The 24025-nt window shown below is 65.9% G+C and carries 18 protein-coding genes; 9 read left to right on the top strand and 9 right to left on the bottom strand.

What is annotated here, in order from left to right; translation table 11 throughout:
* Positions 1-7: 7 nt before the first annotated feature.
* On the bottom strand, positions 8-1279 hold the full coding sequence (locus FA702_RS18770; RefSeq protein WP_136957653.1) for a cytochrome P450: 1272 nt from the start codon (positions 1277-1279) through the stop codon (positions 8-10).
* Positions 1280-1390: 111 nt separating this feature from the next.
* Between FA702_RS18770 and FA702_RS18765 the strand changes: the two genes are divergently transcribed.
* Positions 1391-2017 carry a TetR/AcrR family transcriptional regulator gene (locus FA702_RS18765; protein WP_168196140.1) on the top strand — a complete coding sequence of 209 codons (627 nt, stop codon included), beginning with the start codon at positions 1391-1393 and terminating at the stop codon, positions 2015-2017.
* Here FA702_RS18765 and FA702_RS18760 read toward each other — a convergent pair.
* The 5 genes from FA702_RS18760 to FA702_RS18740 form a co-directional block, all read right to left on the bottom strand.
* On the bottom strand, positions 2008-2565 hold the full coding sequence (locus FA702_RS18760; RefSeq protein WP_255504883.1) for a hypothetical protein: 558 nt from the start codon (positions 2563-2565) through the stop codon (positions 2008-2010). The two genes, FA702_RS18765 and FA702_RS18760, sit on opposite strands and share 10 nt — an antisense overlap.
* 771 nt (positions 2566-3336) lie before the next feature.
* Entirely contained in the window at positions 3337-5346 is a 2010-nt protein-coding gene (locus FA702_RS18755) for an alpha-glucosidase (RefSeq protein WP_136957651.1), read from the bottom strand.
* Complete coding sequence (locus FA702_RS18750; protein ID WP_136957650.1) at positions 5336-6979, bottom strand: long-chain-fatty-acid--CoA ligase; 1644 nt, start codon at positions 6977-6979, stop codon at positions 5336-5338. Before FA702_RS18750 ends, FA702_RS18755 begins: the two co-directional genes overlap by 11 nt.
* Before the next feature lie 84 nt (positions 6980-7063).
* Positions 7064-9382 carry a TonB-dependent receptor gene (locus FA702_RS18745; RefSeq protein WP_136957649.1) on the bottom strand — a complete coding sequence of 773 codons (2319 nt, stop codon included), beginning with the start codon at positions 9380-9382 and terminating at the stop codon, positions 7064-7066.
* Positions 9383-9556: 174 nt separating this feature from the next.
* Positions 9557-10480, bottom strand: a complete 924-nt coding sequence (locus FA702_RS18740; RefSeq protein WP_168196139.1) for a LysR substrate-binding domain-containing protein — start codon at positions 10478-10480, stop codon at positions 9557-9559.
* Between the two features lie 101 nt (positions 10481-10581).
* Between FA702_RS18740 and FA702_RS18735 the strand changes: the two genes are divergently transcribed.
* From FA702_RS18735 to FA702_RS18725, 3 genes are all read left to right on the top strand, one after another.
* Entirely contained in the window at positions 10582-11346 is a 765-nt protein-coding gene (locus FA702_RS18735; protein WP_136957647.1) for a phytanoyl-CoA dioxygenase family protein, read from the top strand.
* Between the two features lie 232 nt (positions 11347-11578).
* Positions 11579-12493: an aldo/keto reductase family oxidoreductase gene (locus tag FA702_RS18730; protein ID WP_136957646.1), complete on the top strand. Its 915-nt coding sequence runs from the start codon at positions 11579-11581 to the stop codon at positions 12491-12493.
* Between the two features lie 25 nt (positions 12494-12518).
* Entirely contained in the window at positions 12519-13604 is a 1086-nt protein-coding gene (locus tag FA702_RS18725) for an LLM class flavin-dependent oxidoreductase (protein ID WP_136957645.1), read from the top strand.
* A 49-nt stretch (positions 13605-13653) separates the two neighbouring features.
* Here the strand turns inward: FA702_RS18725 and FA702_RS18720 are convergent, their stop codons facing one another.
* The 3 genes from FA702_RS18720 to FA702_RS18710 are packed head-to-tail and all read right to left on the bottom strand — an operon-like array spanning position 13654 to position 17252.
* Positions 13654-15024 carry a mannitol dehydrogenase family protein gene (locus tag FA702_RS18720; protein WP_136957644.1) on the bottom strand — a complete coding sequence of 457 codons (1371 nt, stop codon included), beginning with the start codon at positions 15022-15024 and terminating at the stop codon, positions 13654-13656.
* Between the two features lie 17 nt (positions 15025-15041).
* The gene (uxaC, locus tag FA702_RS18715; RefSeq protein WP_136957643.1) at positions 15042-16457 is read right to left on the bottom strand and encodes a glucuronate isomerase; all 1416 of its coding nucleotides are present in this window, start codon (positions 16455-16457) and stop codon (positions 15042-15044) included.
* Between the two features lie 39 nt (positions 16458-16496).
* Entirely contained in the window at positions 16497-17252 is a 756-nt protein-coding gene (locus FA702_RS18710; protein WP_124809536.1) for a FadR/GntR family transcriptional regulator, read from the bottom strand.
* Positions 17253-17351: 99 nt separating this feature from the next.
* Here FA702_RS18710 and manD point away from each other — a divergent pair, with 99 nt between their 5' ends.
* From manD to FA702_RS18685, 5 genes are all read left to right on the top strand, one after another.
* Positions 17352-18560 carry a D-mannonate dehydratase ManD gene (gene manD, locus FA702_RS18705; protein WP_136957642.1) on the top strand — a complete coding sequence of 403 codons (1209 nt, stop codon included), beginning with the start codon at positions 17352-17354 and terminating at the stop codon, positions 18558-18560.
* 77 nt (positions 18561-18637) lie between these two features.
* A complete protein-coding gene (locus FA702_RS18700; RefSeq protein WP_136957641.1) occupies positions 18638-19900 on the top strand; it encodes an MFS transporter in 1263 nt (420 codons plus the stop codon).
* A gap of 3 nt (positions 19901-19903) precedes the next feature.
* Positions 19904-22306, top strand: coding sequence for a TIM-barrel domain-containing protein (locus FA702_RS18695; RefSeq protein WP_136957640.1), 2403 nt, complete (start codon positions 19904-19906; stop codon positions 22304-22306).
* 81 nt (positions 22307-22387) lie between these two features.
* A complete protein-coding gene (locus FA702_RS18690; RefSeq protein ID WP_136957639.1) occupies positions 22388-22987 on the top strand; it encodes an RNA polymerase sigma factor in 600 nt (199 codons plus the stop codon).
* A complete protein-coding gene (locus tag FA702_RS18685) occupies positions 22953-23936 on the top strand; it encodes a FecR family protein (protein WP_136957638.1) in 984 nt (327 codons plus the stop codon). Before FA702_RS18690 ends, FA702_RS18685 begins: the two co-directional genes overlap by 35 nt.
* The last annotated feature ends 89 nt before the right edge of the window (positions 23937-24025 follow it).

Genomic DNA, 24025 nt, shown 5'->3' with positions numbered 1-24025 from the left:
CCGTCCCTTACTGCGCGGTGAAGCGGATCGGCACGTGCTTTGGCCCGCACACGAAATTGGAAATCGTGCGCGAAGGCACGCCCGCCAGTTCCACCGACTTCAGTCGCGTGAACAGCTCTTCCCACAGGATGCGCATTTCCATCCGCGCGAGGTGCTGGCCCAGACAGACGTGGACGCCATAACCGAAGGCGATCTGCGGGTTGGTGCCACGGTCCAGCCGGAAATCGAAGGGGGTGTCGAACACCGTCTCGTCGCGGTTGCCGGACTGGTAGCACAGCATCAGCCAGTCGCCCGCCGCGATCCGTTTCCCGCCGATCTCGCAATCCGCCACGGCCGACCGCATGAAGTGCTTGACGGGCACGACCCAGCGGATCGATTCCTCGACGAAGGCCGAAATGAGCGAAGGATCGGTCTGCAATTGTCCCAGAAGTTCCGGCCGTTCGGCCAGCGCCCACATCGCCCCCGCCGTGGTGTTGGAGGTGGTGTCATGCCCCGCCGTGGCGGCGATGATGTAATAGCCCATGATCTGCCGATGGTTGAGGTATTCGCCGTTCACTTTGGCGTTGGCGATCAGGCTGTTGACTTCGGTGCTGGGGTTTTCGCGGAAACGCTTGGTCACGGCGCCGAAATAGGCTTCCAGCTCCATCGTGGTTTCCCACAGCGACTTGAGAATTTCCTCCGGCGTCTGCTCCTTGCCAGCACGGTTCAATTCGGGATCGGCGTTCGAGAACAGCTCCTGCGTCAGCTTGAGCATGAACGGCTCGTCTTCCTGCGGCACGCCCAGCACGGTCATGATCACGCGCAGAGGATAGAGGAAGGCGACATCCATCGCGAAATCGCATTCGCTGCCCTTCGCCAGCATGTGATCGACGAATTCGCGCGCGATCTTGCGGACCTGTTCCTCCAGAGGGCGGATCGCGCGGGGCGTCAGGTGCGGAAATAGGATACCGCGCAGGTCCTTGTGCTCCTGCCCGTCCAGGGAAACGAGGCTGCGGATCAGGTTGGGATCGCCGCCGGTCAGTGCCTTGACCTTGGCCTCGTTCTCGCGGCTGGACATGAAAGTTGACCGATCGCCGTTGTGGAACAGCTCAGGCTGGCGCTCGATATCCTTGATGTCGGCATGGCGGCTGACCACCCAGAACGGATCGAAGCCTTCCAGTTCCGCCACGTCGAGCGGCGCTTCGGCGCGGATACGCCGGAACGCATCGTCCACCCTGTCGCCATCGGCATAGGCCTGCGCGTTGATGACCGTTTCCGCGAGCGTCTGTTCCAGCGCCATGGCTACCCTCTCCTCTTGCCTTTCCGCATCCGGGCGGAGACTCGTATATCTTGACCGGAAAGCTATTTTTATGTTGGTTGTTGGTCAACAAATAAATTGGAGAAATACGACGTGGAACGTCCCGCGCGCCGGACGCAGCGCGAACGCAGCGAGGATTCGGAAAACCGCCTGCTGGAGGCGGCAGCGGCGATCATCGCCGAGGACGGCTACACGGCCGCCACGCTGGAACGCGTGGGCGATCGGGCCGGCTTCAGCCGCGCGCTCGCCAGCCGCAAGTACGGATCGAAGGATGGCCTGATCGAAGCCGTCATCCGGCGCGTGTCCGATCATGTTCACGCCCAGCTCGACACGGCCGTGGCCGACGTACCCGGCCCGCTGGACCGGTTGCTGACGATGATCGACCGGTTCACGGACCTGATGTTCACCGACACCTCCGTGCGCGCCTACTTCGTGCTGTTCAGCGCCATGCTGGCCAACCGCCTGGAAACGCGGGCGGTATTTCAGGAGGTGCAGGACCGCTATGCGGAACGGCTGCAAGGCATGATCGCGGCAGGCCAGGCCGCCGGCGAAATCAGTGCCTTACTGGATAGCCGCACCGCGGCCTATGTGGTGGGCAGCCTTCAGGCCGGGCTGGCGATCGAGGCAGCGATGGGAACCGACATGGAGAGCGGCCTGATCCGCCAGCATCTGGCGGCAATGCTCAAGGGCGCGCTGGGCATTACGCGCGATCAGGGCTGAACCGCATAGCCCCGATCGAGCACCGCGCGCACGAACGGCGGCACGGTATAGACCGCCAGCCGCTGCGCGCCGCGGTTTTCGTGATCGACGCGATACCCCTGGTAGTGCCGTTTGACGAGGCCCGCCTTGACCAGTTCCGACACCGCGCGGCTGACCGCGGTCATCCCCGACGCGCGCAGACGGTTGGCGATTTCCTCCTCCACCATGCGTTCGCACGCCGCCGCGTCGTCGGGCAACTGCCCTTGCTCCTCCAGCGCCTTGCGCACCTTCCCCACCGTGACACGGCGATAATGGTGCCGTGCGGCGGTGGGCGCGATCGCGGCGGACAACCATTCGCGGATCGGCACGAGCTGCTCCCCCTCGCGCACATAAGGGCCGGCCGCCCCGCCCCTCCCCGCAGCGCGGGCGATCAGGTCCAGCACCATGAACGTGTAGCGCGGCCGGGCCGAATGATCCGCGATGGCGCGCATTATACCGGGCAGATCAAGCGACCGCTCGGTGGCGGCGGCAACGGGCCGGGGCAGCGAACTGAAAGGCAATTCCAACATGGAACGAATCAAGCACAAAGCGGACTCCGTGTGAATCGTGAAAGTGCAGGTGTTTTGTGATCCCCGCACTTTTTCCATCTGTGTCACTTTACCCGAGCGCCTTGGTAAAGTGACATTGTTGGTACTTTAGCGGCTTGCACAGACTTCGGCTCGGACGGCCCGGCCGCTATCCGACGCTTTTTTTAAGAACGGTCTTTCCGGATTCGACAATCTAGCGGACGTTTGCCTCGCGGAGATCTAAGCCGCAGTTATGGCACGTCTTGTGCGGCCAGAGTGTGTAGACTGCGAACCAACCCTTGCCGCTCGCAAATGCGGAACATCCGCATTCGGGACAGCGGAAGACCCATACAGTCGCAACACCATGGGCAAGCCAAAAGGCCATGCCGGGCAGTGCGGCCAACGGCCCCCACTTGATGAAAGGACCGAAAAGCCACCAACCTGAGGTGAAGAAGACCAGCACGGTCCACAGCATGAATAGCCACGATCTGCGGTAGAGTGACACCCGAGAAGCTTAGATGGGCGAGGAGGATTTGCAAGGTTTGGAAATCCACCATTCCGGCCGAACGCGCCTTTCCGGACACGATGCGATTGCGAACGTTGAGCTTACGGAAACCCCGTTCGTCCTGAGCCTGTCGAAGGACGCGCGATATCGTTTAATCGTGGCGCGGCTTACCGCGCGGGGCGTCCGTCGCGCGCGTCCTTCGACAGGCTCAGGACGAACGGATGGGATTTGGCAATCCGCACCCCTATGCTCTCTTTAGCTCCATGAAGTCAGAGCGCGGCCAGAGTCCCGAACAGATCGGCCTCTGCCGCGCCCGCACGATAGAATACCGGCGGCTGGCCGAAAGGCGCGGGCACGGTCACGTCCCGTCCCCCTTCATGCTGTTCGCCGCTCCACACATGCACCCAGCGGGTGCCGGCGGGCAGATAGGTGGTCCAGTCCTGCCTCCCCTGCTCGATCACCGGCGCGACCAGCAGGTCGGGGCCGAGCAGATAGGCCGTCTGGATGGCATAGGTTTTCGGATCGTCCTCGAAATGCAGGAACAGCGGGCGCTGGATTGGCAGGCCCGTGTCCGCCGCCTCGTGCGACACCGTGCGCAGATAGGGAGCGAGATGCGCGTAGATGCGCGTCATCCGCGCGAAATGGGCGAGCAGTTCGGGGCTGTCGTCGTATTGCGTATTGGCGCGCGGCCGGTTGCCTTCGTGCGTGCGGATCATCGATGTGAAGGCCGCCATTTCCGCCCAGCGCATCGCCAGTTCCGGCGAACGCGTGGTATCGAACAGGCTGGTATAGCCGCCGGTGTCGCTGTGATGGTGCGCGTTGCCCAGCAGACCGGCTGAGAGCGCGGCGCAGATCACCGTGCCGATCCCGTCATGCCGGCTGAAGTCCACCGCCTGGTCCCCGGCCCACAGCATCGGGCAATGCTTTTGCACGCCCGCAGCGCCCGATCGCATGAAGAACATCACGTCGCCGGTCCTGCCGCGCCCGGCGACGCCCTTGGCGTTGACTTCGCCCCACAGCGCTGGCCAGCGGTTGTGCGCGGTCATCCCGCTTTCGCCATTGGCCAGACGGACGTCGACGGGAAGGTATTCGCCGAAATCGGCCATCCAGCCGGACAGCCCGAAATCGAGCATGTTGCGGCCGATCACGGCCTCGGCGAACCACTCGGCCGCCGCCGGATTGGTGAAATCCACATGGCCGCAATCGAACTCGCCGAAGTCGATGACATAGGGTTCGTCCGCATCAGGCCGCATGACGAGATAGCCGTGCTCCGCCGCGTGAGCGTAAAGTTCCCCGTCGACCGCCAGATAAGGATTTACGTAGCCCAGGAAGCGGATGCCACGTTCCCGGAGTTCCGCGATGTGGCCGGGCAGGTCGGGATAGCGTTCGGCGTTCCACTTCCAGTCCCAGAACAGCCGGTTGCCGAAACTGGTGATGCGCAGCCCCACCCAGTCCTCGCACCACAGGCCCGAGACGGCGACGCCGGCCTCCTCGTAGCGCTTGAGCCGCGTGAAGCTCTCCGCACCGTCCTTCAGCCCGATCACCGCGCCCTTGTAGAGCCATTCGGGCAAGGGCGGCTGCTTGCCGAAGCGGTCCGCCAGCGCCGCGACGATGCCGGCGAAACGCGGCCGCGCCCACAGTTCGATCCGGGCGGGAATTTCCCAAACCTCAACCTCGTGGAACGCGGCGTCGCGAAAATCGAACGCGGCATAGGCATAGCTGTCGATGTGCAGCGCATAGCGGCGCGAGCTGATGAAGGTCGGTTGCGGGTAGTTGGTGTGGGCATACGAGCCGCCACCACCCTTGGCGAGCGCCTCAACCTGCTGGAACAGCGCCGATTCCGGATCGCGCCCGACGCCGGGTTCGGAACTCCACAACGGGAAATGGCGGCCGCGCAGATCGAAATAGGAAAACTGCTCGCCACCGCCCCAGATGTGTTCGTCCGCCTCGGCCGGCACGCGCAACCACAGCCGGTTGAGCGTGGGATCGAGCGCCTTCGGCACGATCACGGCATCGTCGCCAATGATGGAAACGGCGAGTTCGAGAAGCCACGGGCCACCCGCGTGCTCCGCCAGCCGGATGCGGTCGCCATCGGCCTCGGCATGAGTCAGCGCGATCCGTTCGACATCGCTCTGCGAAACATCGAAATGCCCGCGGCGCGCGGCAACATGCGCATGCCCCCGCCCCACCGCGATGCAGGGCGCCCCCGCCGCGTGCGACAGGATGGTGGTTCCGCCAAGGCGGATCGCGAAGCCGGTATCGAGCGCGTCAGGCGCCATTGTTTGCAGTCCTTTTGCTATCTGTCATCGCGGCAAAGCGCGCGCGCAATGCCTTCTTGTCGATCTTGCCCGTCGCCCCCAGCGGCATTGCGTCGATGAAGGCCACCGTATCCGGCATCCACCAGCGGGCGATACGGCCTTCCAGGGTGGCGAGCAGATCTTCCGCGGCCGCTTCTTCGCCGGGATGGAGCGCCGCGACCAGCATCGGACGTTCATCCCAGCGCGGATGCGGGATGCCGATTACCGCGCAATGCGCCACCTTGGGGTGGCCGGCGGCAATGTTCTCGATCTCGATCGAGCTGATCCATTCGCCGCCGGACTTGATGACATCCTTGGCGCGATCGACGATGGCCATGTAGCCTTGCGCGTCGATCGTCGCGATGTCGCCGGTATCGAAGAAGTCCTCGTCGTCCAGGATCTCGCCCGCCGTCCCGCCGAGGTAGCCGGACGCGACCGTCGGGCCGCGCACATGCAGCCTGCCCGGCGTCACCCCATCGTGCGGCAGGCGCGCGCCGGTATCGTCCACGATCTTCAGTTCGATGCCGAAGGGCGGGCGGCCCTGCCTCAGCCGGACCGGAAGCTGCTCCTCGAAAGGAAGGGCCGCGACGTCCGGCGTCAGCTTGCCATGCGTGCCGATGGGCGAGGTTTCGGTCATGCCCCAGCCCTGCACCGTCTCCACCCCGTGTTCGCGCAGGCGGCGGACCAGGCTTTCGGGTAGCGCGGCGCCACCGATAATGACCCGGCGCAGGCTGGTCAGACGGCCGCCGGTGGTATCGAGATGGTGGAGCAGGCCTTGCCACACGGTCGGTACGGCGGCGGAGAAGGTGACGCCCTCGCTTTCGATCAGGGCGTGGAGCGACGCACCATCAAGCTGCGCGCCAGGCAGCACCAGCTTGCAGCCGACGGCCGCCGTCGACAGCGGCATGCCCCAGGCATTGGCGTGGTACATCGGCACGATCGGCATGGCCACATCGTTGATCGAAAGGCCGAACACGTCCGGCTGCAGGGTCAGCAGCATGTGCAGCACCGTTGAACGGTGCGAATAGAGCACGCCCTTCGGGTTGCCCGTGGTGCCGCTGGTGTAGCAGAGCGCGCAGGCGGTCTCTTCGCCGAAATCGCCCCAGCGCACGTCGCCCGTGGTTTCCGCGATCAGGGCTTCGACCGGGACCGCACCCGGCAGCACCCCGGCATCGACGGCAGTGGCATCGCCCAGCACGATGATAGCGCCGTTGAAGGCCGTTCCAGCCAGCACTTCGGCCAGAAGCGGTTGAAAGCAGGGATCGACCAGGATCGCGCGGTCATCCGCATGGTCGACGATATAGCGGAGCTGGTCGGCGAACAGGCGCGGATTGAGCGTGTGGCACACCGCGCCCATGCCCATGATCGCGAACCACGCTTCGAGATGACGCGCATTGTTCCAGGCCATGGTGGCGACCCGGTCGCCGCGACCGATGCCCAGGGCGGTGAGCGCGGCGGACAAGCGCCGTGCCCGCGTGCGGATCGTTGCATAGTCGGTACGTTCGAGAGAGCCGTCGGCCTGGCGGCTGACGACGGGGCGATCCCCGTCCCAGTCGGCAGCATGGTCGACGATCCGGTCGACCGTCAACGGCCAGTCCTGCATCAACCCGCGCATCGCATGGGCCTTTCGCGAGGTTGCGGTCTTTTGCGTAACGGGTGGGCCGCCCCGGCGCGAAACCGGGGCGGCCCTGCGACCCAATCAGAAGTTCATGCGCGCCGAGACGCCGAAATAGCGCTGCGCATCGCGCGGCGTGATCTGGCGCATGAACGCGGTGCCGTTCGGAATGCGCTGGATGACGAAGCGCTTGTCGGTCAGGTTCTTGGCGATGAACGAGACGCTGTACTTGTCGTCCTTGGTCCGCACCGTCACGCCCATGTCCCACAGCGCATAGGCGGTCTGGATGGCATAGGGGTTCTGGTTGATGTCGAAGCTGGTCTTGCTCTGATAGACCACCGACGTGTTCAGATCGACGTTGAACGCTTCGAGGCCCAGCGGCAGGCGCCAGTCGGCGGTGACGGTGCCCTTGTACTTCGGCGCGAAGGGCAGCGGCTTGCCGTTGATGGCATCGGCGCACGTCACCGCCGCGCCAGTCGGGCAGTTGAACTTGTTGATGTGCGCGTCGGTGTAGTTGAAACCGCCGTTGAGCGAGAAGTTGTCGGTCAGCGAAGCGTTGAAATCGACTTCCACGCCGCGCGTCGAAACGCTGCCCGCGTTGGTCAGGCGCGTGACCACCTGTCCCGCCACCAGATCGAGGAAGTTCGCCTGGTAGTTGTTGTACTTGGCGTAGAACGCCGCGATGTTGAACGTCAGGCGGCGATCGAACAGCCGCGTCTTGAGGCCGATTTCATAGGCGTCTGACTTTTCCGGAGCGATCGGCCCGGTATCGCGCGCCAGCATGTTGAAGAACACGTTGATCGCCGGGCCCTTGTACCCGCGGGTATAGGTGCCATAGGCCATGACATCCTTGTCCACATCGTACTGCAGACCGACATTGCCCGACCAGCCATCCTTCGCGGTGGACCCGGTCGCGGCAAAGGCCGGGTTCACGCCGGGGAAACTCGTGGCGGAAGTGGAACGGCGGCTGAAGTCGAACGCCACCTTGTCATGCGTATAGCGCGATCCGATGATGCCGCGGAACGTGGGCGTGAAGTTGGCGGTCGCCTGGCCGAAGGCCGAATAGCTGGTCAGCTTGGTGGTGAAATCCGCGTTGCCCTGCTGCGTCAGGTAGGTCGAACTTGCATCGCACAGCGTCAGGCCGTTCACCGGCGCCAGTGTCGAGGCCGTGCAGGTCTTGACCGTGCGGTTGAAGAAATCGACTTCCTTGGTGTGGTAGTAATAGAGCCCGGCGACATATTCGAGGAACTGCTTGCCCGACGAGGCAACGCGCAGTTCCTGCGTGAATTGGTCGAACTTCAGATCGCCACGGTCGTGCGACAGCGCATCGCTCGCGGCGGCGCCGGCGGCGACATACTTGGGCGCGTCGGACCGGAAATCCCCGTCACGCTGCTGATAGTTGTACCAGTGGCGATAGGCTGTGATCGAGGTCAGCGTGGCGCCGCCCAGATCGATGTCCATCTGCGCCGACACGCCGCTGTTGCGGTCCCTGGTCAGCGGATCGAGATCGTTGTCGATGTCCTTGTTCCGGTCGTTGAGCGTCAGCGGCGCCAGCGACGGAATGAACACGCCCGTGGTGTAGGCGCCGGGAAAAACCTGGCCGATGCTGTCGGCATAGCCGTTGTCGTTGTTCTGCGCATAGTCGCCGATCACGGTCAGCTTGAACGTGTCGTTGGGCTGATAGACGACCTTGCCGCGCAGCCCCCAGTGTTCGTAGCCGTTGATCTTGTGCCCGTTGAACACGTTCACGCCGTTGCCGTCATACTTGGCGTAGAAGCCCGTCAGCGAGGCCGTCAGTCCTTCGCCCAGCGCCCCGCCGACGCTGCCGCGCACGCGGAATTCGTTGCCTTCGTACCAGGCCGCATCCAGATAGCCGCCGAACGCCTTCGGCGGATCGCGCGTGATGATGTTGATGACGCCGGCCGACGCGTTCTTGCCGAACAGGCTGCCCTGCGGGCCGCGCAGCACTTCGATGCGCTCGACGTCGAGGAAGTCGGAGGTCTGCTGGCCGGTGCGCGCGAAGACCACCCCGTCGATCACGGTCGAAACCGAGGGTTCGACGCCCGAAGCGAACGAGATGGTGCCAACGCCACGGATCGACAGCGCGGAATCCTTGTTGGTGTTGCCCTTGCGGAACGTCAGCGTCGGCACGCGCTGGAACAGCTGCTCCGCCGAATTGACGTTGGCGCGTTCGAGCTGAGCGCCCGAAACGACCGAGATCGCCAGCGGCACGTCCTGCAGGTTCTGCGCGCGCTTCTGCGCGGTGACGATGATTTCGCCGGTGCCGATGCCGCTCTCTTCGCCGGCTGGGGCCTGCGCCTCGGCTGCGAAAGCCGGCGCGGCAAACAGGGTTATGCCCAGCGCGGTGGACAACGCAAGGCACAGCTTCGCTTTCGTTTGCATACTCAATCCTCCCCAACAGTCATCCAGCGGACCGCGCCCGGTTGAGGGACGCAGGCTGGAGATCGACACCTGCTCCGTTGTCGGATGGCGTGCATGTCGACCGTCTACGTCATGGAGTGCGCATTTTGGTCATTGCAGTCCAATCGAGAAAAATCGGTATGCTATGTCCAAATGCTATGGCCTTGTGGCGATGAGCTTGTGGACATGATCGAGACAGGCCGCCGTTTCGCGCATGATTTCAACATGCAGCCAGCTCACGATCTCGGGTGTCGGCCCAATATCCGGCTCGAGCAAGGCGAAATCGAGATAGACCGGCGGCGTGATCGGGCGGATCGCCACCCCCACCCGGTGAAACAGGGGCGCGCTGAACGGCTCGGCGATGGAAATGCCAAGGCCCGCTTCGACGAAGGCATAGAGAATTTGCGAATGCTGCGTCTCGAGTCGGCGAGAAACCGCGATGCCCGAAGAGGCGAGCGCCGCGTCGATGCCGTTCCACAAGGCGTCGGCCTCATGCATCGGGCCGATGAATTCCTCGCCGGCAAGATCCGCCACGGCCAGGCTGCGGCGCTGCGCCAGGGGATGCCCCGAAGGCAGGATGCAGACATATTCCGCGCGCGCCACGCTGGTCGTGCGGATGCCTTCGCGCGGGGGAATGTCCACGCCCACGCCGAGGTCGGCCTGCCCCAGGAACACGCGTTCCTCGATGCCGCGCTGCCCCAGCGACTCCACCGTGACCTTGATGTCGGGATAGAGGATGCGGAAGCGCTGGATCACCGCCGGCAGGATCGACATCGCGATCGCCGCCAGCGCGGCAATCCGCACTGTGCCGACGGGATGCGCGCGAATGCGCCGCGCCGCCTGATCGAGCAGGTCGAGACCGGTGTAGCTGCGCCGCACCGCCTCGAACAGCATCTGCGCCTGCTCGGTGGGGTGCACGCGCGCGCCGCGCCGGTCGAACAGGCGGAAGCCCACCGCCCGCTCCAGATCGGCGATCAGCCGGCTAACCGACGGCTGGCTGACATTGAGCATCTGCGCGGCGGCGGTAATGCCCCCGCTCATCATCACGGCGCGGAACGCCTCAACCTGTCGCATACGCATGGTCATAGTATAGGCGTATGATTAGCTAGCGCAATTTGATTGGATGCGATGGCCGATCGCGCTCTACGAACGGGGCAACCACACGACACCGGGAGAATCCAATGAGGTTTGCCGAGCAACGCGCCCAGTTCGAGCGCGAGGGATACGCCGTGTTCGAGCGGGTTCTGGAAGGACCGCTGCTGGACCTGCTGCGCGATCAATGCACCCGCGTGATCGAACGCGAGGACGCTCGGCTCGACGCGCTGGGCGTGGAAGTCGATGGGATCAGCCACAAGGGCAAGCGCTATTTCGCCGGCGAATGCCAGCGCGCGCAGTCCGAACTGCGCGAAATGCTGTTCAGCGAAACCATGGCCGACATCTGCCGCGCGACGCTGGGCGACGATGCCTACTTCTTCTATGATCAGTATGTCGTGAAGGGCGCTTCCAAGGGCATGCCGTTCAGCTGGCACCAGGATTCGGGCTATGTCGTCGGCAACGGCGGCCCGGCGGACCACAAGCCCTACCTCACCTGCTGGTGTACGCTGGACGACACCACCGTCGCCAACGGCACCGTGCGCATCCTGCCGTTCTCGCAGGCGCCGGAAACGCGCGAGGGCATCGTGCCGCATATCCGCCAGGAAGGCAGCAACGACCTGGTCGGCTACACCGGCGATGCCGAAGGCGTGACGCTGGAAGTGCCGGCCGGCAGCGTGGTGGCGTTCTCCAGCCTGGCGCTTCATGCGACGGGCTCGAACTCCACGCCGAACATGCGCCGCGTCTATCTGGCGCAATATTCGCCCGAGCCGATCATCAACCCCGGATCCAACCATCTGCGCCGCAACGCCATTGCGTTCCTGCGCGGCGGACGTCAGGTCACTTTCACCTGAGCGGCCGGCGCACAGGCGGTAAAGGCGCCAGATCGATTAGGTCTGGCGCCGCCTTGAACCGGAATCGTATGTTCCCCGCTCGGACGATCACGGCATCCTGCAATCTGGCCTTGCACGATCGTGGTCGCCTGTATATGTCTCACGTTGTCATATCGAATAGTCGATACCGAGAGGAGGATCGGGCGCGGCCAGGTCCCGGCATCCCTGACGCAGCAGCACCCAGGACATCTGCATGAGCGAGCTTCCCCTTCCCGCCGCATCGCGCCCGCTGGGCGACAGCGGCCTTTCCATCTCTCCGCTGGCCTGGGGCATGTGGCGGCTGGCCGAGGATGGCCGCACCGCAACCGACGCCGCCCGGCTGGTCCATGCCGCGCTCGACGCCGGCATCACCCTGCTCGATACGGCGGACATCTATGGCTTCGACGGGACCGCCGGCTTCGGCGATGCCGAAGCCCTGCTGGGCGAAGTGCTGGCGGCCGAACCCGGCCTGCGCGGGCGGATGGTGCTCGCCACCAAGGGCGGAATCCTGCCGCCGCTGCCCTATGACCAGAGCGCGGCTTACCTTAACGCGGCGATCGATGCCTCGCTGCGCCGCCTGCGCACCGACGTGATCGATCTGTGGCAGGTCCACCGGCCCGACATCCTCGCCCATCCGCAGGAAGTGGCGCGGGTGCTGGACGATGCCGTGGCGGCGGGCAAGATCCGGACGCTGGGCGTATCGAATTTCACCATCCACCAGATCGCCGCGCTGCAGCACTTCCTCGGGCACAAGCTGGTCGCGACCCAGCCCGAAATCAGCCCGCTGCGCATCGCCTGCTTCGAGAACGGCGAGCTGGATCAGGCGATGATGATGGGGCTGGTGCCGCTCGCCTGGTCGCCGCTGGGCGGTGGACGCCTGGCCGCGCCGGCCGACGAACGCGCGCGCGCCGTCGCCGCCGCGCTCGACACGGTCGCCAAGGCGCAAGGCGTGTCGCGCACGGTCGCGGCCTTTGCCTGGTTGATGGCCCATCCCGCCGGGATCGTGCCGATCGTGGGATCGCAGCAGGCCGGCCGGATCAAGGAAGCCGCGCAGGCGGCACACGTCCGCTGGACGCGCGAGGAATGGTACGCGGTGCTGGTTGCCGCGCGTGGAGAGAGACTGCCCTGAAGGGCGGCGCTGAGGAGGCAAGACAATGACCCAGCAATGCGAAATCGCCTGGTTTTCCGCCCTTTGCGATGATGACTACGAGTTCCTGGGCGTTCCCGACCCCTATCTGCAATCGAGCTGGGAACACTGCCGCAACATCGTGATGCGCGCGGAGGAAGGCGGCTTCGACAACATCCTGCTGCCCTCCGGCTATCAGCTCGGGCTGGACACGACCGCCTTTGCCGCCGCGGTGGCCACGCAAGTCCGCAGGATCAAGCTGCTCTGGGCGACCCGGATCGGCGAGGACTGGCCGCCGCAGCTTGCCCGCCGCATCGCCACGCTCGATCGCATCCTTGGCCCCAACGCGGCCGGCACCGGCGGGCGGCTGAACGTCAATATCATCTCGTCCGACATGCCCGGCGAAACGCTGGCCTCGGGTCCGCGCTATCGCCGCGCGACCGAGGTCATGAAGATCGTCCGCACCCTGCTCAACGGGGAGCATCTGGATGTCGACGGCGAGTTCTACAAGCTGAAGCTCGATCCGCCGCGCATCGCGACGCTTTCCGGCCGCTGCCCGGCCTTCTATTTCGGTGGACTGAGCGAAGACGCGCGCGAATGCGCGGCCGAGGGTTGCGACGTTTACCTGATGTGGCCCGACACCATGGACAAGGTGCGCGAAACCATTGCCGACATGAAGGCGCGCGCAACCCGGTTCGGGCGCACTCTGCGCTTCGGCTATCGCGCGCATGTGGTCGTGCGCGAGACCGAGGAAGAGGCGCGCGCCTATGCCGACCGCCTGCTCTCGAAGCTGGATGACGATGCCGGCAAGGCGATCCGCGAAAAGTCGCTCGATGCCGCGAACTACGGCGTCCAGCGCCAGAGCGAGCTGCGCGGCGCGGCCGGCGGCGACGGCTTCGTGGAGGACAACCTGTGGACCGGAATCGGCCGCGCGCGTTCGGGTTGCGGCGCCGCCATCGTCGGCACGCCCGATCAGGTGCTCGCCAAGCTGCGCGCCTATCAAGCCGAAGGGATCGAGGCCTTCATCCTTTCGGGCTATCCGCACGCGCAGGAGGCTGACCTGTTCGCGCGCCACGTCCTGCCGCACATCGCGCACGGCCCCTTGGCGATCTGACATTGTGACCGCCCCGGCGTTCCCTGCCGGGGCGGTTCAAGACCAGCCTTCAGGAAAGCGCGGCAAGATCGTCGTCGGTGGCGGTCCAGGTCTGCGCGAACAGGCCGCCGGCGCCGAACAACGCCCGCGCGACAGCGGAACGCTCGCCTGCCTGCCACAAGGCGCGCAGGCGATCGGCCATCGGATCGTCCACCGGCCCCCAGATGGCGGTATTGTCGCCGCGTACATGGTTCATCCAGGCGTTGATCGCCGAAAGGATCGCCGGGCAGGATCGGCCCTGCCGCTGGTTCGCGGCCAGCGTTTCCAGCCAGCGTTGCGGAATCTTCTGGCTGCCATCCATGGCGATCTGGATCAGCCGGTGGTTGAGCGCCGGATTGGCGAAGCGTTCGATCAGCGCCGCGGCATAGGCCGGCAAGTCCTGACCCGGCGCGGCAGCGATCGTGGGCGCGGCCTCCTCCAGCATCAGGCGTTGGGCCATGGCGCGCAGGTCGGGATCGGCGATCGCCTCGTGGACGTAGCCATACCCCGCCATCAACCCGCGATAGGCCAGTGCCGAATGCGCCCCGTTGAGCATCCGCAGCTTGGCTGTTTCGTATGGGGCGACATCGGCCACCAGTTCGGCTCCCACCGCGTCCCAGCGCGGACGCGCCCCGGCGAAGCGGTCCTCGATCACCCACTGGCTGAACGGTTCGGTGACGACGGCGGCGGCATCGTCCAGCCCGGAGATCCCGGCCACGGCCTTTCGGTCGGCGTCGGTCGTCGCCGGCACGATCCGGTCGATCATCGTCGCCGGGCAGGTGCAATTGTCCGCGAACCAGGCGGCCAGGTCCGGTTCGTGCCGCGCGATATAGGCCTGCATCAGCGCCTCGAGCTGGCGGCCGTTGTCGGCAAGATTGTCGCAGGACAGCAGCGTCAGCCCCGGCAATCCGGCATCGCGGCGGCGACGCAGGCCCTGCGTCACGAAGTAATAGAGGCTCTGCGAATGGGCGAGGTTAAAGTCGAGCGACCCGTCCGCCGCGCGGCAATAGCCCTTCTCCGTCACGGTGAAGCTGGCAATCCGCGTGGACGGCGCGGCCAGTTCGGCAATCACCGCCTCCGGCTGCTCGCTGGCCACCAGCACGCGCCGCACCGATCCGACCAGTCGCACCCCGATGCTGGCGGCGGACCGTTCGCTCAGCGTGTAGAGGCCATCCTGCGGGTTCATCTGCGTGGCGACATCGGCCGAACGCAGCGAAGCGCCGGTGATCATCCAGTCGCGATCGCCATGCCCCATGGCAAGGTCGGTGTACCACGCCTGATGCGCGCGGTGGAACGCGCCGATGCCGAAGTGGACGATCCCCACCGCCTGCGCGGCGCGGTCGTAGCCGGGCCGGACGACATCGGCGGACAGGCGGCTGGCGGCAGCGGTGGAAAGTCTCATCAAGCGATCCCGTCAGGTCAGAGTTTGTAGGCCCGCTTGGCGAGATTGTAGGTGAGATCGCGCGCGAGCTCCGCCGCTTCCCAGTCCTCGATGCGATGTTCCGCCACAAGTTGCGCCAGGAAGCCGCAATCGATGCGGCGGGCAACGTCATGCCGCGCGGGGATCGACAGGAATGCGCGGGTATCGTCGTTGAAGCCCACGGTGTTGTAGAAGCCGGCGGTTTCCGTGGTCATCAGGCGGAAGCGGCGCATCCCTTCCGGGCTGTCATGGAACCACCACGCCGGGCCGAGTTTGAGGCAGGGGTAGTGCCCGGCCAGCGGGGCCAGTTCGCGGGCATAGGCGCTTTCATCCAGCGTGAAGAGAATGATCGAGAGATCGCGCGCGTTGCCGAAGCGGTCGAGCAGCGGCTTGAGCGCGTGGACATAGTCGGTGCGCGTGGGGATGTCGGCGCCCTTGTCCCGGCCCAAGCGTTCAAACAACGGCGCGTTGTGGTTGCGGAACGATCCGGGGTGAATCTGCATGACCAGCCCGTCGTCACAGCTCATCGCCGCCATTTCGGTCAGCATCTGGGCGCGGAACAGTTCCGCCTCGGCGGGGGTGAATGCGCCGGTCGAGACCTTGCCGAACAACGCCTCGGCCTCCGCCGGGGAAAGATCGGCGGTCTGCGCGGTGGGATGGCCATGGTCGGTGCTGGTAGCGCCCATCCGCGCGAAGAAGGCGCGACGCTGGCGATGCGCAGCCAGATAGCCGCGCCACGTGCGGCAATCCTCGCCGGTGAGCGCGGACAGCGCATCGAGATTGGCGGAAAAGCCTTCGAACTCGGGATCGACCACCGGATCCGGGCGATAGGCGGTAATCACCCGGCCCTGCCAGCCGCCCGCCCGCGCGTTCTCGGCGCGGATCGCGGCATGATGCTCCAGCGTATCGAGCGGGCTTTCGGTGGTGGCGATCACTTCGATGCCATAGCGGTCGAACAGCGCGCGCGGGCGAAAGCTGTCGGTCGCGAGCATTTCGGTGATCGTGTCGAAATAGAGGTCGGCGGTTTCGGCCTCCAGTTGCACGCCCATGCCGAAGGCTTCGGCAAAGACCCAGTCGAGCCACATGCGCGATGGCGTACCCCGGAACAGGGTATAGCGTTCGGCGAACAGCCGCCACGCCGCGCGCGGATCGACGCCCGGATTGCGCACGCCCAGATCCTCGAGCGCGACGCCCTGGGAATAGAGCATGCGGAACACGTAGTGATCGGGCACCAGCAGCAGATCGGTGGCGTTGCCGAACGGCGCGTTGTCGGCGAACCAGCGCGGATCGGTATGGCCGTGCGGGCTGACAATCGGCAAGTCCGCGATATCGGCGTACAAGGCGCGCGCCAGGACACGGACCGAAGGTTCCGCCGGCAGCAGGCGATCGGGATGCAGTTCAAGGGATCGTGGCATGGGTTCGGCGATGTCTTTCGGTGTATTCAGCCAGTATTGTCAGGCCGTGGCGCGCGCGTAACGATCGCGCTTGGCCTGCACCGCACGGCGGGCTTCGGCCACGGCGCGTTCCTCGGTGGCGAAGAGCAGGCTTTCCAGCACGGCGGACAAGTGCGCGCGCATCGCCGCGCGGGCGGCGGAGGGATCGTGACGCTTCAACGCCTCCAGCACGGCGGTATGTTCATCGACCACCGGCTTGATGTTCGCGGTGCGCGCCTTTTCGTGCAGCAGCGAGGCTTCGGGCGAGGTGTAACGCTGGTTCCAGAGCCGCTCAACGATCTCGATCATGGCGTTGTTGCGCGTGGCCCGGGCGATGGCGACATGGAAGCTGTGGTCGGCCTTGTCCGATCCGGCGGGATCGAGGTTCTCGCGTGCGATGGCGCGCAGCAGTTCCTCCAGCTCGGCGATTTCCTCGTCGGTGATCTGGGTTGCCGCCAGCGCGGCGGTTTCGCCTTCCACGAGGAGGCGCGCCTCGGTCAGCTCGAAAGCGGTGACGTTGAAGCCGGGCATGTCATCGCCGCCGGGCAGCCGCACCACATAGGCGCCCGAGCCCACGCGCACTTCCACCAGCCCCTGCACTTCGAGCGCGATGATCGCCTCGCGCACCGTCGGCCGGCTCACATTATAACGCACCGCCAGTTCGCGCTCGGCCGGCAGGCGCGCGCCGACGGGATACTTGCCCGATGCCAGTTCATCCAGCAACGCCCGCGCCAGATCCTGATAAAGCCGTTCCTGCGCCGATCCCGTCGAACTCATGCCGCCTCCGTGGCTTTACCAATTTCAAAAAACTTGACAGACCAAATTCGAACCGTCAAGTCGTCATACCAATATGGCCGCCATATCGCGAGGGATTCCATGAAAATTGAAGCCGCCAAGGTGATTGTTACGTGCCCCGGGCGGAACTTCGTCACGCTGAAGATCGTGACCGACCAAGGCGTGTTCGGCATCGGCGATGCCACGCTGAACGGGCGCGAGCTGGCCGTCGTGTCCTATCTGGAAGACCACGTGATCCCGTGCCTGATCGGCATGGACCCGCGCCGTATCGAGGACATCTGGCAATACCTCTATCGCGGCGCCTACTGGCGCGGCGGGCCGGTGACGATGCGCGCGATCGCGGCGGTGGACGTCGCGCTGTGGGACATCAAGGCCAAGATGGCGGGTATGCCGCTCTACCAGCTGCTGGGCGGGCGCAGCCGCGATGGCGTGATGGTCTATGGCCACGCCAACGGCGCCGACATCGCCGAAACGGTCGATGCCGTCGGCCACTACATCGACCTTGGCTACAAGGCGATCCGTGCGCAGACCGGCGTGCCGGGGATCAAGGACGCCTATGGCGTGGGGCGCGGCAAGCTCTATTACGAACCGGCCGACGCCGCGCTGCCCTCCGTGACCGGGTGGGACACGCGCAAGGCGCTCAACTATGTGCCGAAGCTGTTCGACAAGCTGCGCGAAACCTACGGCTTCGACTACCATTTGCTGCACGACGGCCACCACCGCTATACCCCGCTGGAGGCGGCGCAGCTGGGTAAGGCGCTGGAGCCCTACAGCCTGTTCTGGCTGGAAGACTGCACCCCGGCGGAGAACCAGGAAGCGTTCCGGCTGGTGCGCCAGCACACCACCACGCCGCTGGCGGTGGGGGAAATCTTCAACACGATCTGGGACGCCCGCGACCTGATCCAAAACCAGCTGATCGACTACATCCGCGCGACCATCGTGGGCGCGGGCGGGGTGACGCACCTGCGCCGGCTGGCCGATCTGGCCGCGCTCTACCAGGTCCGCACCGGCTGCCACGGCGCGACCGACCTTTCCCCGGTGACGATGGGCGCCGCGCTGCATTTCGACACCTGGGTGCCCAACTTCGGCATCCAGGAATACATGCGCCACACCGAGGAAACCGACGCGGTCTTCCCGCACGACTATACCTTCGCCGATGGTTTCCTGCTCTGCGGGGAAACGCCCGGCCATGGCGTCGACATCGACGAAACCCTCGCCGCCAAGTACCCCTACAAACCCGCCTACCTGCCCGTCGCCCGCCTTGCGGACGGCACGATGTGGAACTGGTGACACGCATGCCGATACTGCCGCGATGATGCGAAGCGGGCGCGCGGAGAAATGCGCGTCCGCAAATCCCGGAGAGGCCCATGACGATCAACTGGCGCGCCGTTCGCGTCCGCATCCTGCTGCTGGTGATGGTCGGCACCGTCATCAACTATCTCGCGCGCAATTCGCTGGGCGTGCTGGCCCCGCAATTGAAGCTGGAACTGTCGATATCGACGCAGCAGTACAGCTACATCGTCGGCGCTTTCCAGATCGCCTACACGGTGATGCAGCCGGTCGCGGGGATGGTTATCGACCGAATCGGTCTGACCGCTGGCTTCGCGCTGTTCGCCATCGCCTGGTCGCTGGCGAACATGGCCCACGCCTTTGCGCGCGGGTGGTTTTCGCTGGCGGTGTTCCGGGGGCTGCTGGGCATGGCGGAAGCAGCCACGATCCCGGCCGGGATGAAAGCCATCGCCGAATGGTTTCCCGATCGCGAACGCTCGATCGCGACCGGCTGGTTCAACGCCGGCACCGCCGCCGGCGCCGCGCTCGCGCCCGTGGTGGTGGCCCTGATCGCCAAGCAGTGGGGCTGGCAGGCCGGCTTCTTCGTCACCGGCGCGATCGGGCTGATCTGGGCGCTCGCCTGGTGGCGCCTCTATCGCCCGCCGGCGCAATCGCGCGTTCTCACCGACCAGGAACGGCGCCTGATCGCCGACGGACAGCGCGCTGTGGATGCGGACGCGGGCAACACCACGATCCGCGCCATCATTAGCGCGCCCCGCTTCTGGGCCATCGCGGTGCCGCGCTTCCTGGCGGAGCCGGCCTGGCAGACCTTCAGCTTCTGGATTCCGCTCTATCTCGCGAATGAGCGGCACATGGACCTGACGCAGATCGCGATGTTCGCGTGGTTGCCGTTTCTGGCGGCGGACGCGGGCGGCATCATCGGGGGATACCTGGCGCCGCTATTCCAGCGCCGCTGGGGCCTGTCGCTGGAGTCTTCGCGCATTGCGGGCATCTGCCTGGGCGCGGTGCTGATGATCGGGCCGGGGCTTGTCGGTCTGGTCGCGCATCCGCTGCTGGCGATCGCGCTGCTGTCGGTCGGCGGCTTCGCGCACCAGATGATCTCGGTTCTGATCAACACGCTTTCCGCCGACGTCTTTCCCCGCTCCGATGTCGCCAAGGCCAACGGCCTGGTCGGCATGGCCGGGTGGACGGGCGGGCTGCTGTTCTCGCTGGCGATCGGGCAACTGGCCGACACGGTCGGCTATGCGCCACTGTTCGCCTGCCTCGGCCTGTTCGACCTGATCGGCGCCATCTGGCTGATCGCGCTGCGCCGCCACCTTACCCTCCCCGCAAAGGCCTGATCGATGCCCAAGCCGCGCCTGTCCCATCCTCCCCGCTTCTCGATCGCGGCGCGCGACGGCGCACGCGTGACGCTGCACGCCGATACCGGCGTGGTGGCGCATGTCTTCGTGCTGGAGGAGGACATCATGCGCGTGCTGCTGCTGGCACAGGGGACCGTCACTTCCCCGCCCAGCTGGGCGATCGCACCGGGACAGGAGGACGTGGCCGAACCCGGGCGCGACCGCATGGACGTTTCGGACTTCGCGACTCCGGGCTTTACCGTAAGCGAGGACGAGCACCACATCGTCGTCGAGACGACCCGCCTGCGGCTTGCCATCACGCGCACCGGATTCCTGAGCACGTGGTCGCGGCGATCGGGTGCGGACTGGACCGTCATCAGCGCCGACCGCCCGACCCAGCCCTACAATTTCGGGTGGTGGGACGAAGCGACCTATCACTATGTCGCGCGTCAGCCGGGCGAGCGCTATTTTGGCCTGGGCGAACGCTCCGGCCCGATGGACCGTGCCGGACGCCGGCTGCGGCTGACCAATCTCGATCCCATGGGCTATGACGCGCGCTCCTCGGACCCGCTCTACAAGTCGATCCCCTATCTGCTGGTGGTTGCCGGCGACGGCAGCGCGCACGGCGTGTTCTATGACACCACCGCCGACCCGGTGTTCGATCTGGGGCAGGAATACGACAATTATCATGGCCTCTACCGCACGATGCGCGCGGAATCGGGCGATCTCGATTACTACATGATCGCCGGGCCGGACGTGGCCGAGGTGACGCGGCGCTTCACCTGGCTGACCGGCCGCCCGGCGCTGATGCCCGGCTGGGCGCTCGGCTATTCCGGATCGACGATGACCTACACCGACGCGCCTGACGCGCAGCGGCAGATGGGGCAATTCCTGGCAAAGCTGGAAGAGCATGACATCGGCTGCACCTCGTTCCACTTGTCGTCCGGCTACACCTCGATCGGCGACAAGCGCTACGTGTTCCACTGGAACACCGACAAGTTCCCCGATGCCAAAGGCTTCGTGCGCGCCTTCGCTGAAGCAGGCGTGCGGCTGGTGCCCAACATCAAGCCGGCGCTGCTGCGCGATCACCCGCAATATGCCGACCTTGCGGCGAAAGGCTGGTTCGTGAAGGACGCCGACGGCGATCCGATCGAATGCCAGTTCTGGGACGAGCTCGGCGCCTACGTCGATTTCACCAACCCCGATGCGGCCGCGTGGTGGCGCGCGCAGGTAACGGCGCAACTGCTCGATTACGGCATCGCCTCCACCTGGAACGACAACAACGAATACGAGATATGGGACCGGCGCGCGCGCATCGACGGGTTCGGCGCGCCCCGCCCGGCCGCCGCCGAACGGCCGGTGCAGACCCTGCTGATGATGCGCGCCTCGCGCCAGGCGCAACGGGCGCATGATCCGCGGCACCGGCCCTACGTGGTCACGCGATCGGGCATGGCGGGTATGCAGCGCTATGCGCAGACATGGTCGGGCGACAACAACACCAGCTGGGAATCGCTGCGCTTCAACCAGAAGATGGGCCTTGGCCTGGCGCTGTCGGGCGTTTCCAACCACGGGCACGACATCGGCGGCTTCGCCGGCCCCGCGCCCGAACCCGAACTGCTGCTGCGCTGGGTGCAGGCGGGCATTCTGATGCCACGCTTCTCGATCCACAGCTGGAACACCGACCGCACGGTGAACGAGCCGTGGATGTATCCGGAGACGACCCCGGCGATCGTGCGGCTGATGGCGCTGCGGCAGGCGCTGATCCCGCAGCTTGGCCACCTGCTCTGGCGCCACCATGCCGATTACGAGCCGGTCACCCGCCCGCTGTGGCATGATTTCCCGTCCGATCCCGCCGCGTGGACCGATGGCGACGACTACCTGCTCGGCCCCGATCTGCTGGTCGCCCCGGCGATGGACAAGGGCACGGTAGAGCGCGCGGTGCACTGTCCGGCCGGCGCGGACTGGTTCGACTTGCGCGATGACCGCCGCCATGCGGGTGGCCAGTCCCACGTCCTGCCCGCGCCGCTGGAAGGCCTGCCACCGATGCTCGCCCGCGAAGGCAGCGGCGTGTTTCTTGATCTTGCGCGCGGCGGTTTCGCGCCGAGGCCGATGGAGCCGGCGGTGTTGCTCTATCCCCCGGCCACGGGAACGCGGGAATGGGAAGGCTTCCACGACGAAGGCGAAGGATGGCCCGATGCTTCCCGTCCGCCGCTGTGGCGCGTGACGGTGACGGCCAACGCCGATGGTCTGGACATCGTGTCGCGGTGGGACGGTCCAGCGCCGGCACCGGCAGCGAGCCTGCGCGTCGTCCTGCCGCTGGCCGAGATGCGCAAGGTTCGGCTGAACGGCGTGGATGCCGTGCCCGCCCGGCAAATCGTCATGGGCGTGGAGCGCCTGGTGTTCTGAACGGCAGCGGCGATCGGCCCGTCGCTGTCATGAAGGTTACGCAAATGCAACCTAGCGCGGAGATCCGGAAAAGATCGCACCGTGCCAGCAGCTCCATCAGACATCATCCGCTGGGTGGCCCTTTACGTGGTGCCGCAGGAACCGCAGGTTCGCTCCGCCCTGCGGCGCGCGGGTGTGTGCGATGCCGATGCGGACGACCTGGTGCAGGATGCCTATTGCCGGCTCGCCACCCTGCGCAGCGTCGACCATATCGACCGGCCCGGCGCCTATTTCATGCAGATCGTCAAGAACCTGCGGCGTGATCGGCTGCGCCGCGAACGGATCATCCGGTTCGAGGACGTTACGGAAAATGCCAACCTGTTCGTCGAGCATGAAGCAGTTGGCGTCGAAGCGACGGTCGCGGCGCGCGAGCAGCTCCGGTTGGTGGACCGGTTGCTGGCGGACCTGCCCGACCGGTGCCGGACGATCTTCACGCTGAAACGGATGGAAGGGTTATCCCAAAGGGAAATCGCGAAACGGCTTGGCGTCAGCGAAAGCGTGGTGGAGAACGACGTGCAGAAGGCACTGCGCGCGATCCAGCGGGCGCTGCGCACGGACCCCGGATGCGGCCCTGGCGACAGCCCGCGCGAGAAGGACTTTACGGACGTTGACGAGCGGCGGAAATTCGGGGTTTACGGTTGAAGACGAGGCCGCCGCCTGGGCGGCCCGGATTGATGCGGCGCCGTCCGACGCGCATCCCGGACTGGAAGACTGGCTGAACGCCGATCCAGCGCGTGCCGGCGCGTTGCTGCGCGCGCAGGCCACGCTGGCCATGCTGGGCGGCGGTTCTCCCGAAGACCGGCGCGCGCCATCGGAAACGCCGCTTCCGATCGAAATCGCGGATAAGAGCCCGGCTAAGGGCCGGCGCTGGTTTGCAGCGGGCGCGGTACTGGCTGCCTCGCTCGCCGTGCTGGGCTTCCTCAACCTGCCTCGTGCGGAAACGTTCGAAACGGATCGTGGCGAAGTGCGCGCGCTGGCGTTGCGCGATGGATCGTCCGTGTCGGTCGACGCCGGCAGCCGTGTGGATGTCCGCATCAATGACGACGCGCGCGTCACCCGTCTGGTGCGCGGCAAGGCCCTGTTCCATGTCGCCCACGATCCCGGCAAGCCGTTCCGCGTGATCGTGGGCGACGTGACCATCACCGACGTCGGCACCGTCTTCCAGATCACCGACGACACCGACGCGGGCTTCGTCGACGTGCTGGTGCGCGAAGGGGCGGTGAATGTGGAGGCCGGCAGCACGCTGACCCGGCTCGTTGCCGGGAACCGGGCGCGGTTCCCGCGTGCCGCCGGCAACGCCTCCGCTCCGCCGATCCAGATCCTGTCCGCCGCCGCGATGGATCGGGCGCTCGGCTGGACCAGCGGGCAGCTCGAACTCGATGGCGAACCGATCGGAGAGGCGGTGGCGGAAATGAACCGGCACAATCATCTGCAGGTCCGGCTGGCCGATCCGGCCCGGCTGGCGGGAGAACCGCTCTACGGCGCATTCCGGATGAACGATCCGATCGGCTTTGCTCGCGCGGTCGCGGCCAGCGTGAACGGCACCGCGACCATCGGTGAAGACGACATCGTCATTTCCGCCCGCAAATAGATCAGGTCCGGAAACGGAGGGGCGGCGAAACAATCCGACACCAAAAAAACGCCGCAACGGATAAGGAAATGCCGTGCTGCTCCGTCAGA

It is taken from the genome of Novosphingobium sp. EMRT-2 (genome assembly GCF_005145025.1).
Lineage (GTDB): Bacteria > Pseudomonadota > Alphaproteobacteria > Sphingomonadales > Sphingomonadaceae > Novosphingobium.
The sequence above is the reverse complement of the archived record's forward strand: the minus strand, read 5'-3'. Positions and strand labels throughout refer to the sequence as shown.